Source organism: Kibdelosporangium philippinense (genome assembly GCF_021390435.2).
GTDB lineage: Bacteria > Actinomycetota > Actinomycetes > Mycobacteriales > Pseudonocardiaceae > Kibdelosporangium > Kibdelosporangium philippinense.
In genome coordinates, this window is record NZ_JAJVCN010000003.1 from 1174196 (window position 1) to 1187492 (window position 13297).

The 13297-nt window shown below is 63.2% G+C and carries 14 protein-coding genes; 10 read left to right on the forward strand and 4 right to left on the reverse strand.

Annotated features, from left to right (window positions below):
• From LWC34_RS37470 to LWC34_RS37485, 4 genes are read right to left on the reverse strand one after another with little or no spacing between them, the layout of a single operon-like run.
• The gene (locus tag LWC34_RS37470) at window positions 1–546 is read right to left on the reverse strand and encodes a DNA-3-methyladenine glycosylase I (protein WP_233729962.1); all 546 of its coding nucleotides are present in this window, start codon (window positions 544–546) and stop codon (window positions 1–3) included.
• Complete coding sequence (locus tag LWC34_RS37475; protein WP_233729963.1) at window positions 543–854, reverse strand: DivIVA domain-containing protein; 312 nt, start codon at window positions 852–854, stop codon at window positions 543–545. Before LWC34_RS37475 ends, LWC34_RS37470 begins: the two co-directional genes overlap by 4 nt.
• 16 nt (window positions 855–870) lie before the next feature.
• Complete coding sequence (locus tag LWC34_RS37480; RefSeq protein WP_233729964.1) at window positions 871–1551, reverse strand: permease prefix domain 1-containing protein; 681 nt, start codon at window positions 1549–1551, stop codon at window positions 871–873.
• Window positions 1533–1871 (reverse strand): PadR family transcriptional regulator, encoded by a 339-nt coding sequence (locus LWC34_RS37485; protein ID WP_033389537.1) that lies wholly within the window; start codon window positions 1869–1871, stop codon window positions 1533–1535. Before LWC34_RS37485 ends, LWC34_RS37480 begins: the two co-directional genes overlap by 19 nt.
• Before the next feature lie 106 nt (window positions 1872–1977).
• Here LWC34_RS37485 and LWC34_RS37490 point away from each other — a divergent pair, with 106 nt between their 5' ends.
• The 10 genes from LWC34_RS37490 (at window position 1978) to LWC34_RS37535 (ending at window position 13237) form a co-directional block, all read left to right on the forward strand.
• Window positions 1978–3207, forward strand: a complete 1230-nt coding sequence (locus tag LWC34_RS37490) for a cytochrome ubiquinol oxidase subunit I (protein WP_233729965.1) — start codon at window positions 1978–1980, stop codon at window positions 3205–3207.
• 14 nt (window positions 3208–3221) lie between these two features.
• Window positions 3222–4217, forward strand: coding sequence for a cytochrome d ubiquinol oxidase subunit II (cydB, locus tag LWC34_RS37495; RefSeq protein ID WP_233729966.1), 996 nt, complete (start codon window positions 3222–3224; stop codon window positions 4215–4217).
• Window positions 4166–5731: a thiol reductant ABC exporter subunit CydD gene (cydD, locus tag LWC34_RS37500; RefSeq protein ID WP_233729967.1), complete on the forward strand. Its 1566-nt coding sequence runs from the start codon at window positions 4166–4168 to the stop codon at window positions 5729–5731. The genes cydB and cydD overlap by 52 nt, the downstream gene beginning before the upstream one ends.
• Before the next feature lie 101 nt (window positions 5732–5832).
• A protein-coding gene (locus LWC34_RS37505; RefSeq protein ID WP_233723324.1) for an IS5 family transposase occupies window positions 5833–6710 on the forward strand; the annotation gives its coding sequence in 2 pieces (ribosomal slippage) (window positions 5833–6171 and window positions 6174–6710; 876 coding nt in all).
• Window positions 6711–6815: 105 nt separating this feature from the next.
• The gene (locus LWC34_RS58250; RefSeq protein WP_233729968.1) at window positions 6816–8231 is read left to right on the forward strand and encodes an amino acid ABC transporter ATP-binding/permease protein; all 1416 of its coding nucleotides are present in this window, start codon (window positions 6816–6818) and stop codon (window positions 8229–8231) included.
• A 119-nt stretch (window positions 8232–8350) separates the two neighbouring features.
• On the forward strand, window positions 8351–9667 hold the full coding sequence (locus tag LWC34_RS37515) for an MFS transporter (protein WP_233729969.1): 1317 nt from the start codon (window positions 8351–8353) through the stop codon (window positions 9665–9667).
• Window positions 9621–10796, forward strand: coding sequence for a radical SAM protein (locus tag LWC34_RS37520; protein ID WP_233729970.1), 1176 nt, complete (start codon window positions 9621–9623; stop codon window positions 10794–10796). Before LWC34_RS37515 ends, LWC34_RS37520 begins: the two co-directional genes overlap by 47 nt.
• Before the next feature lie 5 nt (window positions 10797–10801).
• Entirely contained in the window at window positions 10802–11062 is a 261-nt protein-coding gene (locus LWC34_RS37525) for an acyl carrier protein (protein ID WP_233729971.1), read from the forward strand.
• Window positions 11059–12297 carry an ATP-grasp domain-containing protein gene (locus LWC34_RS37530; RefSeq protein WP_233729972.1) on the forward strand — a complete coding sequence of 413 codons (1239 nt, stop codon included), beginning with the start codon at window positions 11059–11061 and terminating at the stop codon, window positions 12295–12297. The genes LWC34_RS37525 and LWC34_RS37530 overlap by 4 nt, the downstream gene beginning before the upstream one ends.
• A complete protein-coding gene (locus LWC34_RS37535) occupies window positions 12287–13237 on the forward strand; it encodes a Gfo/Idh/MocA family protein (protein ID WP_233729973.1) in 951 nt (316 codons plus the stop codon). Before LWC34_RS37530 ends, LWC34_RS37535 begins: the two co-directional genes overlap by 11 nt.
• The last annotated feature ends 60 nt before the right edge of the window (window positions 13238–13297 follow it).

Consider the following 13297-nt stretch of genomic DNA (forward strand, 5'->3'; position numbering starts at 1 on the left):
TTACTTCGACCGCCAGCACGCGGCGATATGGTCGTCGACGATCCCGGTGGCCTGCATCAGCGCGTAACACGTCGTCGGCCCGAGGAACACGAAACCGCGTCGTTTGAGCTCCTTGGCCATCGCCTTCGACTCGTCGGTCACGGCCGGTACATCGGCCATCTTGCGCGGCCGCTTGTGCTTGGCCGGTTTGAATGACCACAACAACTCGTCAAGCGGCTCGTCGAGTGCGAGCACGGCGCCCGCGTTGCGGATCGCGGCGTCGATCTTGGCCCGGTTGCGCACGATCCCGGCGTCGGCCATCAGCCGCGCCCGGTCGGAGTCGTCGAATTCGGCGACCAGCTTCGGGTCGAACCGTGCGAACGCGGCCCGGAAGTTCTCCCTTTTGCGCAGAATCGTGATCCAGGACAAGCCGGACTGAAACGACTCAAGACACAAGCGTTCGTACATCGCGTCGACGCCGTGCAGCGGGGTTCCCCACTCTTCGTCGTGATAGGCCACGTAATCCGGCGTCGAGTTACCCCAATCGCAGCGGACTGGTTCTTTCACTTGACGGCCGCCTTGTCTTCGAGTTGCTGCTCGAGATCGGCGACTCGCGTGCGCAGTTCGTCGACTTCCGTACCGAGGCGCTGCAGAACCCAGTCCACCTCGGACATCTTGTAACCACGCAGCACCATCTGGAACTTCACTCTGCCGACGTCCTGAGAGGTGATGCCCTCGGACGGCAGCCGCGTTGGCGACGCGCCCGGCGGCAATGGCGGCAACTCCTCGCCACGGCCGAACAGCACCGAGGCGAGCAGGAAAACCACGGCCGCCACGAAGACCATGACGACGAGGTAGAACAACGCGGTGGTCACGAAAGCAATCTTGCCACTAGACCGCGAACCGGACTGCCTTTCGAGCCATCACGGTCAGCCGGGCCAGCACAGCGATCGCGGCCACGCTGGCCAGCAGCACCAGCGGAGTGCTCAGCATCAGCTGTGGGTTGACGATCGTCGACGCGATCCCCAGCGACAAGTTCGACAGCAGCGCCGCACTCACCGTCACGAGCGCCACACCAGCGGCGCACCGCGCGATCAGCCGGTTGTCGGCGATACGACGTGACATCAGCCGTCCGACGAGCAACGCGAGCGCGGTCGCGATGGACACGGCCCACGGCATGCTGTCGTTGATCTGCGTCAACGGCATGTACCACGCTGGCGGCGGGTTGCCAGCGGGCAAGTTCTCCCACGGCCCCAGGAAGATCAGCCTGCTGAGCTCCCAGCCGAGGTGCAACGCGGGCAGGATGAACAGGATCGAACGCAGTGTGCGCGTGCCGTACGCGACGGCCAGTTCGCCTTGGAAGTCCCTTGCGATCGCCCCGACGGGCCCGAAGTCGGCGACGGCTTTGCGTTGCGCGTCTTCGTCGCACAAGCCCGCTGACCGGTAGCAGTCGGCGGCGTCTTCGAGGCTGTCGCGCGCCTCGGTCACCATGTCGAGCTTGGTCTTCCGGTTTCCCCGTAACCGCGTGTCCAGATCCGCGACGTAGTCGTCGATCACGCTTGCGCCGGCCATGGCCCCTCCCCGAGTACGCCCTCGATCGCAGCCGTGAACTCACGCCATGCGTTGCGTTCCTGCACGAGCGCTCGTTGCCCTGCCTTCGTCAGATGGTAGGTACGGCGCTGTCGGCCGGACACAGTGCTCCACTCACTTGTGACGTACCCGGCTCTTTCCAGGCGTCGCAGCGCTGGGTAGACCGTGCCGGTTGGCAGGTCCAGCGCACCGCCACTACGCAGCTGAAGTGCTTCGATGATGGCATAACCGTGCAGACGCGTGCCGTCGAGAGTGGCGAGCAACAGCGCGTCGAGGTGTCCTCGCAGCACATCCGGCTTCATACGTAGCGAGTCTACGGGTTGGAAGTCACACCGCCCAGCGTTTTCTGCCGGTTTCAGGGAAAACCCCGATTGATGCGTAGCGTTCCGATATGTAGCTTCGCAACCTATGGACCTGGTACCCATCGCGCGACTGCAGTTCGCGACGACGACATCGCTGCACTTCCTGTTCGTGCTGCTCACGTTGGGTCTCGCGCCGCTGATAGCGCTGATCCAGACCCGGTACACGATCAGTCGCAGACCGGTGCACAAGCGGATGACCCGCTTCTGGGGGCACCTCTACGTGATCAACTACGTGCTCGGCATCGCGACCGGGATCGTGATGGAGTTCCAGTTCGGACTGAACTGGACGGGCCTGACGGCGTTCGCTGGCGACGTCTTCGGGGCGCCGCTGGCCATCGAGACGCTGGTCGCGTTCTTCCTCGAATCCACGTTCCTCGGACTGTGGATCTTCGGCTGGGGCAAGCTCAACCGCTGGGTGCACCTCGCGCTGATCTGGCTGGTCGTGCTCACCGCGTACCTGTCGGCGTTCTGGGTGATGGGCGCCAACGCCTTCCTGCAGAACCCAGTCGGCTACCGGATGGACGGCGACGTCCTGCGACTGGCGGACTTCGGCGCTTTCCTGAGCAACCCGTCGCTGTGGAACGCGCTCGCGCACGTGCTCGCCGCGGGTCTGCTGGCCGGCGGGATCTTCATGGCCGGCGTCAGCGCGTACCACTTCATCAGGCGTACGAGCGAGGTCGAGTTCTTCCGGCGGTCCATGCGACTCGGTCTTGGTGTGGCCGCGGTCGCCAGTTCGTTGACGATCGGTTTCGGGTTCCAGCAGTTCACCGTGCTCGACAAGGTCCAACCGGCCAAGCTCGGCGGTCCGGAGAAAGACGCTGTGGTGCAGGCGGCCGGTGAAGCGAAGTTCGGGCCTGGCACCTATTTGCCGCCGGATGTGGGGCCATTCCTCGGCAATATGATCATGATCGGTTTCCTGCTTTCGACGGCCGCGTGGGTCGCCTGGCTGCTGTGTTTCCGTAACTGGATCGTGAAGCTGCGGGTCCCGCTTTATCTGCTGATGGCCTTGATTCCACTGCCGTTCGTCGCGGCGATCTTCGGCTGGCTGTTTCGTGAGATGGGCAGGCAACCGTTCCTGATCAACGGATTGCTGCTCACGTCCGACGGTGTTTCGTCGGTCAGCGCGGACAGCGTGCTCGCTTCGTACATCGCGTTCACCATCGTCCTCGTCGGCCTCGTGATCACCAACTGGGTGCTGATCGCCCGTGTCGCCAAGCGCGGTCCGCGATTGGAGATGCACGTGGTGAAACCCGAGCCGATCATGGCGACACTCTGATTCTGGAGTATGAGATGGATTTCCTGTGGATTCTCACCCTTGCCGTGCTCGCGGCGGGCTATTTCGCACTGGCCGGCTACGACTACGGAGTCGGCATCCTGATCCGGCTGATCGGCCGCGACGAACCCGAACGAAGAAAGGTGTTAGGCACAGTCGGGCCATTCTTTCTCGGCAACGAGGTGTGGTTGGTGGCATTGGCCGGGATTTTGCTCGGCGTGTTCCCGAAGTTCGAAGGGAGATTGTTCTCCGGGGCGTATCCGGTCGTGTTGGCGATCGTGCTCGGCGTCATCGTGTTCACGGTCGCGGCACAGCTGCGCGGGCGGCTTGGGATCGGGCGTAAACCCTTCTGGGACTTGATGATCACGGTTGGCGCTGGGGTGACCGCGGTCGCGTGGGGCATGCTGCTCGGCGCGATGCTCGAAGGACTGCCGCTCGGTCCTGACGGGTATCCGACTGGCGACTTCAGTGGCCTGATCGACTCGGGAACTCTGTTGTTCGGCGTGCTGATGTTCTCGTTGTTCACGTTGCATGGCGCGGCTTTCCTCGCGGCACGGTCGACCGATCGGCTGGCTTCACGGGCGAAGCGCGTGGCCAAGTTGTTGATCACCCCGAGTGCGGTGACGGTTCTCGCGGTTGTGGTCAAGGCCGGATTCTCGTTGGATCTGGCCAATCCTTGGGTGTCTCTTTTCGGTGCTGGCCTGGTTGTTCTTGCTGTGTTCGCGGCTGGTTCGCTTGTGGACAAGCGGCCGATGGCTGCTGTCGTGTGCACGGGCTTGGCTTGTGTGTTGCCGGTTTTCGCTGTGGTTGCGGCTCATCTGCCGAATGCCTTGGTGTCTTCTTTGGAGGGTGGGGCCGGATTGTCGTATGACGCCATTGCTTCGTCTTCCGGAACGTTGGCGCAGATTGGCTGGCTCGCGTTGCCGGTCGTGCCCGCGGTGATCGGGCTGCAGGTGGTCGTATGGTGGATCTTCCGCCAGCGGGTGGACGAGCGGACGGGACTGTTCTGGTGATCCCCGACCTGCCGGGTTCCCGGCGCTATGTGTACACGCTGTGTTTGCTGGCCGCGTGCACCGCATGTCTCGTCCTGCTCCAAGCCGAGTTGCTGGCAGGACTGCTGACCGGAAGCGTCACCTTGGCATTGCCAATCGCGGCTTTGGCCGGACGTGCTTTGCTGTTGTGGGTTCAGGAAAGCGTTGCGGCCAGGTTTGCCGCGTCAGCCAAGGAGCACCTGCGGTCACGGGTCTTGCGGTCCACGATGGACTCCGCTGGCGCGCAGACCACATTGGTGACAAGAGGAATTGACGCGGTCGGCCCGTACCTGACCGGGTATCTACCGCAGATGGTCCTCTCGGCGACCGTGCCGCTGGCGGTGTTGGTCCGGTTGTGCATCGCGGACTTGACATCGGCGCTGATCATCGCGGGCACGCTGCCGTTGATCCCGATCTTCGCGATCCTGGTCGGCAAGCACACCAAGCGGCAGACCGAACGCCAGTGGGACCTGCTCTCCCGGCTGGGCGGCCACTTCCTGGATGTCGTGCGCGGTATGGAAACTCTGATCCTGTTCAAGCGGGCAGGCGCGCAGGCCAGGATCGTACGGGAGATGGCGGTCCAGCACGCCGACGCGACCATGAAAACCCTTCGGGTCGCGTTCTTGTCGGCCTTGGTACTCGAACTCGTTGCCACACTGTCCATAGCTCTGGTTGCTGTCCCAGTTGGACTGCGTTTGCTGAACGGAAGCGTCGACCTGGAGACCGCACTGCTCGTGTTGTTGCTCGCACCCGAGGCTTACCTTCCGCTACGAGCGGCTGGTACGAAGTTCCACGCGGCAGCCGAGGGATTGACCGTCCTGAAGAATGTCCTGGAGCTCAAGGAGAAGGCACCTTCGGTGGCCGTCAACACTCGGCCGCCGGACTTGCGTACCGCGAGAATCTCTTTGGAAGGCGTGACCGTGCGCTATCCAGGGCGCGAGGAGCCTGCCATACGAGACTTCTGGCTGACCATCGAGCCAGGTGAGCGAGTCGCACTGATCGGTCCAAGCGGAGCTGGGAAAAGCACAGTGCTGTCGGTCGTCCTGGGTCTGACCAAGCCATCGGAAGGCCGGGTCAGGGTCGGCGACATCGACCTCAGAGAGATCGCAGGCTGGCACGATTGCCTTACGTGGGTACCACAACGGCCGTGGTTGATGGCTGCCAGCGTAGCCGAGAACATCCGGCTAGCTGACGCCAATGCGACCGATGTGGACATTGACCGCGCAGCGGCAGCCGCAGTCCTCGACGTGAGCATGGACCGCCCAGGGCGCGAACTGTCCAGTGGGCAAAGGCAACGGGTCGCCTTGGCACGTGCGCTGCTTCGGCGTTCGGCGCCCCTGGTGTTGCTGGACGAACCAACCGCCCGATTGGACACTCAAACCGAGCAGGCTGTGCTGGCGGCGAGCCGGAAGTTGTTGGCTGGCAAGACCGCGTTGCTCGTCGCCCACCGCCCGGCCTTGCTGCCGGAGACGGACCGGGTGGTGCGAGTCGGATGAACCTGCCACTCCACCGGATGGCCTTTGCCGCGTGCACCGCTGTTCTTGCCGAACTAGGGCCTGTTTCACAAGTTGATCAAGGTTTGAGATGATCTTGATTCGTGGGGCGTGGTGATCTGACCAACGAGCAGTGGGCGAAGCTGGAACCCTTGCTGCCCAGGGGCAAGAAGCCTGGCAGGCCGCCGAAGCATGCGAAGCGGAAGCTTATTGACGGGATCCGGTTTCGGGTTCGAACCGGTGTGCCGTGGCGGGATCTGCCGGAGCGTTACGGCCCGTGGGAGACGGTGTATGGCTTGTTCCGGCGGTGGCAACGGGATGGCACGTGGAAGAGGATTCTGGTCGCGTTGCAGGCGGACGCGGACGCTGCGGGCCTGATCACCTGGGATGTCAGCGTGGACTCCACGGTGGCTCGTGCGCACCAGCACGCGGCTGGTGCGCGTCAAAAGGGGATCTCCAGAAGGAGTCTCCGGGCGGGGTCGAGGTCGAACCGGCCGATCACGGGCTGGGGCGCTCCCGAGGCGGGTTGACGACCAAGACTCACCTGGCGGTCGAGCAGGGACAAAAGCCCTTATCAATCGTGATCACCGCTGGCCAGCGAGGTGACTCGCCCCAGTTTCAGGTGGTGCTCGACCGTATCCGGGTACCCCGGCGGGATCGCGGTCGGCCGCGCTGCCGCCCGAATCGGGTGCTCGGCGACAAAGCCTACGGGTCCCGCGCCAACCGCGCCTACCTGCGCAGGCGCGGTATCCGCTGCACCATCCCGGACAAGGCCGACCAGGTCCGCAACCGCAAGAACAAGGGCTCACACGGAGGACGACCACCCGCATTCGACAAGGAGATCTACAAGCAACGGCACGCTGTCGAGTGCGGGATCAACCGTCTCAAACGAAACCGAGCCGTCGCCACCAGATACGACAAGCTCGCCGTTCGCTACGAAACCACGGTCACCATCGCAGCGATCAACGAGTGGCTCCCATGACTTTCGAAACAGACCCTAGCCGCCATCGGGCTCACCGCGACCGCCGCATGGCTGATCGTCAGTGCCGCCGCCCAGCTGCCTCTAGCCGCGCTAGCGGTAGCCATCGTGCTCGTCCGAACCTTGGCCATTGCCCGCGGTGGCCTGCGGTACGCCGAACGCCTGGCCGGTCACTCAGCTGTCCTGCGGGCGATGGCGGACCTTCGTGGCCAGGTCTACGCCGCGCTCGTAAGGCGTAAGGACATCCGGGAAGGTGACGCCCTCACCCGGGTCGTGTCCGATGTGGATTCTCTTCAGGACGGTCTACTTCGGTGCGTTGTTCCGGCCTGTGTCGCCGCAGCGGTCGGGGCGATCGGCCTGACAGTCACTGCTGTCATGTCAGCCACTGCATTGGTTGTGCTGCTGTGGGCCCTTGTGATCACAGGGCTTGTCTTGCCATTCGTGGCGGCGCGACTTGCGGCCCGGACCGCCCAACGGACAGTCCCGGATCGCGCCAAGCTCGCCGACCACATGCTTGATCTGATCCACGGGTCGGCCGAACTGGAGGTCTACGGAGCCCGCCCGGCCAAACTCAAGCAAGCCGAGGCCACGGCGGCATCCATCGCAGCGGTTGAACGCCGCCCCGGCGCATTCATCGGCGCACTGGGCATCACGGTCCAAATCGGAGCGGTGTTCGCGCTGATCACCTTGCTACCACCCGGACCTACCACGGCCGCGCTCGCGCTCGGCACATTGACCGCGATGGAGATCTTCCTCCCGCTGTCATCAGCCGCGGCACGATGGACGGAAGTCCGTCCAGCCATCGCTCGCATCCGAGCACTGTTGACCGAACCCGGGACGCCACCACGCGCCGCGCCTCAAGTCGATTTGGACTTGGCACCTGGCAAGCACATCGCCATAGTCGGCCCGAGCGGCGCTGGCAAGAGCGCGTTGCTGGCGGACATCGCCCGCAGGGAGCCCAGTGCACGTGGCGCAACGGCCGACGCGTACATCTTTGCCGGATCTATCCGAGAAAACCTCACGTTCGCCCAACCGCACTGCAACCAGGACGACCTCGACCGAGTCGCACACCTTGTCCGGCTGGACGAGTGGCTGGCCTCGCTGCCCCAAGGCTGGGACACAGTGATCGACGCGGACACAATTTCCGGCGGACAACGGCAACGCATCATCCTCGCCCGCGCCCTGCTCGCCGACGCACCAATCGTTCTCCTTGACGAACCCGTAGAAAGTCTTGACACGGACCAAGGTGACAAGATCCTCGCCGACATGAGAGCCGCGACCCACGACCGCGCGGTGGTTCTGGTGACCCACAGGCTCAGCCACCTCGACGGGTTCCAGGATGTGGTCGTTCTGGAGAACGGACGAGTCATCCAACGCGGCGCACACGCGGATCTTGTCTGCCAAAAGGGGTACTACCAGGACAGTTGGCGAGCCGAGGAGATGATCTCCGCGCTGGCGACTTCGCGCCGCACACCCATCTTGACCTGCGTGAACGAAAGTGACCTGGATCACATAAGGACTTAAATTCTTGCTTGAAGGAACGTCCATCAGTTGAGTGTCAACTAGAACTCAACGCATCTGGGGGGACACCGACAGTTCCGCGAACTGTGGCTTCGCCATGGGCTCGTAACGCGAGGGGGACGATGCGACCGACGAAACCACCGGCCGTTCTGCCCGTCGGGTTCCAGTGGTTCTGGGGCAGCCAGACGATGAGTTTCGTCGGCGACCGGCTGACCGGGTTTGCCGTACCAAGCGTTGCGATTCTGGTCATGAACGCGTCAACCGCCCAGGTTGGACTGATCACGGCGGCCGGATGGCTGGCGTACCCGGCATTCGGCATGATCGCGGGCGCACTGCTGGCCGGACGCAGGCGCCGGGGCGTGATGATCGCGGGCGAACTCGTCCGGTTCGCAGCGTTCCTGAGCATCCCGCTCGCGGCGCTGACCGGATGGTTGAGCGTCCCGCAGATGGTCGTCGTTGTCGCATTGGCCGGGATCGCAACGGTTTTCGTCGACATCGCCGGGCAGTCCTATTTGCCCACTCTGGTCACGCCAGGTCAGCTGTTCGCGGCCAACTCACGCCTGCAAGGCTCGGACAGTCTGTCCAAACTGATCGGACCAGCGCTCGCGGGCGCGGTGATGAACCTGCTCGGCGGGATCGCGGCGATCGGCGTGAACGCCTTGCCGTTCCTCGTCTCAGCACTAGGCCGGACCCGAATCAAGGTCGTTGAAGAACTTCCACCGCATCTAACCTCGCCACCTTCGATCGCGGCGCGGATCCGCGTCGGGGTCTCGTACGTCTGGAGTCAGCCGCTGCTGCGGCGAGTGGTCTGCGGAACCGCTGTGCGTGGTTTCGGAACCGGTGTGGTGGACGCGGTTCTGCTGCTGTTCGCCTACCGAGCACTCGGTTTATCCAGCCTGGGCGGTGGATTCCTGCTCGCGGCAGGTGCGGTCGGTGCCCTGCTGGGCGCGCTGATGACACAACGGATCGCCCGGCGAATCGGTGTCCGCGCGGCATTGCTGCTCAGCGCCTTGGAAGGGCTGCTGTGGCTGGCGGTCCCGGTCACGTTGTTCTTCGCGCCGGTCGTGTTCCTGCTGCTCATCCGGGTTTGCTCGGCGTTCTGGCTGCCGGTGTGGAACGTCCTGACAACCAGCATCCGGCAGTCATTGACCCCACCTGGTGAGCAGTCCACAGTGCACGCCACCGCCCGGACCATGGCGTCGTCCACGATCCCGTTCGGCTCAATGCTCGCCGGTGTCACCGCTGGCGCATTGACGACTCTGCTCGGCACCGCAACCGGCCTGGTCGTCGTCCTGGCCGCAGGCGGTATCTGCATCGCGGCAAGCGTCCTGCTGCTGCGGACCATCCCCAACGAACTTCCTGAGCTGGGCACAACGCAAGGAGGAGGATCGAATGCACCCGACCACCACACGAACGTTGAACGCCAAGGAGTTCGCTGACATCAAGCACACCGTCGCGATCCGGTCACGGGCGCGCAAGAGCTTGCTGGCAGACCCTGGATACGCCGCGCCACTGCCGCAAGAAGTCAGCATGCAGCTGACATACAAGTGCAATCTCCGTTGCACCCACTGCTACCAGTGGAACGAACAGGGTTTCTTCCGCGACTTCAGCATCGAGCGGCAGCGCACCGAACTGGAGATCGACGTCGTCGAACAGGTCCTGCGGACAACGGCACCCGTGCGATCGAAGACGTTCCTCTGGGGCGGCGAGCCGTTGATGCACTCGAAGTTCAACGAGGTCGCCGACCTGCTGGAACGCTATCCACGTACGGTCAACATGTGCACGAACGGCCTGCTGTTCAAGCGCAAACTCGAGGACCTGCTCAAAATCGGCTCGAACCTGAACCTGCTGATCAGCCTGGACGGACTCGGCGAGGATCACGAGGCGCTGCGCGGCAAAGGAACGTTCAAGCGCACGATGGAGAACATCCAGCTGATGCTGGACCTCAAGCGCGAAGGCAAGTTCGACGGCGAGATCTCGTTGTCCTGCATGGTGTCCCACGTGACCGTGTACAAAATGTACGAGTTCATGGAGTGGGCCGAAGAACTCGGCGTCAACACGGTGTACTTCCAGTTCCCCTGGTTCATCAGCCCGGAAGTAGCCGAAGCGATGGACAAGGTGTACGAAGAGTCCTTCGCATGGCTCAACCCTGACACCAAAACCAAGAAGCCGACCTGGCACTCGTACACCTATCAACTCCCCGAAGAGCAGATCCCGGTGCTGCGGGAATCCATGGCACGCTTGAACAGCAGGCCATGGCGAGTCCGCGTGCGCTATCAACCACAGCTGGAAGCCGACGAGGTCGAGGACTTCATCCGCGGCACGTCCCGCCCAGCGCAGCACCGAAACAAGTGCCTCGCCGTGTCCAACCGAATGGAGGTGCACGCGGACGGCGCGGTGAGTTCGTGCAAGTTCTTCCCCGAGTTCGTGGTGGGCAACCTGTATGACACACCGGTCGCGGAACTGTGGCAGAGCAACGACTTCCGTGAGATCCGCAAGATCCTGTCGGCCAACGGCATGATGCCGGTCTGCTCGAAGTGCATCCTTCTCTACCTGAACGGAGTGTGAAACCCATGTCCGACATCGAGTTCACCATCAAGACAGTGCTCGCGGGCGTGCTTGGCGCAGGTATCACACCCCTGGAGATCCGCTCGGACGCCGACCTTGTCGATGAATACGGCCTCGACTCGCTCCAGACAATCTCGTTCCTGCTGGGTATCGAAGACGCCTTCGACCTGGAGCTGGACTACGAAACCCTTGAGCTTGACCACCTGCGTTCGGTCAACCAGTTCGCCGCGTTCATCAAGTCGACAAGTGCCCTGGCGGCCCCGTGACGCCCGAAGATCTGCTTGCAGGATCGAGCATCAACGCAGCCCGACTAGGTACTTACGACTCGGAGAAGTGGTGGCGACCAGCGGATCAAGCCGCCCTCCCAGCGATTTCCCTCGCGGGCGCGGATGAAACCGTCGCCGCGATGGACGAACTCCTCGCGGGCCACTGCATGCCCGGTGACCGGCTGATCACCCGCTATCCCATGGCGACTGCCGTCCGAGATGGACTGGGGGCGGCGCGAATCACGTTCGATCACGTCGCCGTCGATGGGCCGCACGAACCGCTTGAGCGGAACGTGTCCCGCGACCTGGTCGCAGGGTTCACCGTGTCGCCCTACGCGGTCCTTCCGGACACAGCCAGGTTGACAGATCTACTGCCTGACAACGATGTCGTCGCCAAGGTGAACTCCAAGACCTGGTCCAACACACTGGCACAGGAGTTGGAGCTGCCCGGTACCGGAACAGTGGTCCGGTCGGTGGCCGAGCTGTCCGCGGCCGTGTCCCGTTTCCCATCCGCGATCGTCAAGGATCCGTACGGAGTATCCGGCCGAGGCGCTCTGGTTGTGGAATCCCCCGGAGTTCTGCGGGGGATCGAGCGGGCATTGACCAAGCAAGGCAAGCGAATCGAGCTGCTGGTCCAAGAGAAGTACACGGTAGAACGGGATTTCTCCGCCCACGTGCTGATTTCGCGGGACGGCACGTGGCAGCACCTCGGCATCCAGGTGATGACGAACCGGGGACTACGACACATGGGTTCCTCCCCCGCCACCCCCGAATTCACCGAGTTCCTGGCGGACAAGGGATATCTCTCGATCATCGACTCGGTAGCAGAGAGGTTGGTCAAGGCAGGCTATTTCGGCCCGGTCGGTGTCGACTCGATGCTCCTGCGGGACGGCACACTCATCCCCGTGCTAGAGGTCAACGCCAGACAGTCACTTGGCCTGCTTTCCCTGGTGCTGGACACACGCTTCCCCGTCGCCGCGCATCTTTCCCAGGTGGAACTCACCATCCCGCCCGGCAGCGGAATCTCCTCGATCGCGCAGGCACTTGGCGAAATCCTTTACACGGGCGGGGAACGTGAAGGCGTCCTCGTGCTCAACGGCAGCAAGCTAGCGGCACCAGGCGGCCGCGTGTACTTCGCACTGATGTCACCGCATCCTGATGTCCTGCGGCAGCGTGTCCTTGACGCCGTCGCGGCAGCAGGCATGATTGTTCGAGGAGTCGCCCATGCGGCTTGACATCGGGCTGATCGGTGCAACAGGAATCGCAGAGCGCGCGATCGTCGGACCGGCGAGTCGCCGCGACGACGTCCATGTCCTCGCTGTAGCCGCAAGCGATCCCGTTCGTGCCCGCGAGTTCGCTGCAAGGAACGGGATCAAACGCGTCCACGAGAACTACGACGCGTTGGTCCGCGACCCTGACATCAATGTGGTCTACGTGTCACTGCACAACTCCGCACACCACGAGTGGGCCGTTCGTGCCGCATCCCAAGGAAAACACGTCGTCGTCGAGAAGCCGCTGTGCCTGACGACCGAGGAATTCGCCTCACTCGAGAGCGCGGCTTCGACGCACGGAGTCCATGTCGTCGAGGCGATCCCGACAGCAGGCCATCCATGGCAGGCAGCCGTCCGCGAGATCGTTTCAGCGGGCGAGTTCGGCGCGCTGCAACGTATCCACACCAGAATCCAGTTTCTTCCACCAACTGCAGGAAGCTACCGCACCCGCCCGGAACTGGGCGGCGGTATCTTCTTCGACTCGGCGAGCTACTGGCTGCAGGCCGTGCAATCCACAATCGGTCTTGACGGCGCTATCGGCACGGGAGAGTCCGCATTCGACGGTCCGAACGGAACGGACACCGCATTTCAAGCTGAGCTGAATTGGAAAGACGGCCGGGAGGCCACATTGGACTGTTCGATCGGCGGAAAGCACATAGCCGAAGTGGAGTTCCTGTTCACAACAGCCTCAGTACGAGTCCGGAACTTACTCAGGCCGGTAGCAGCCCCGCTGCCACTGAACCTGTCGATCAAAGGCTCGAAGAACGAAATCCGTTCCTTCCCACCGATCGCGTACTACGAAGCACAACTGGACCGACTGTTCACAGTGCAGGACAAGCCAGCAGAGCGAATCGCGTTGATGGCTGGGATCTACGCGACCGCGAGAGGAGCCCTGGTCCGATGATCAAGCCATTGGCTGTCTGGCAACGATTCGCGCTGACGTTTGACAACAGTCGCCCTGGTT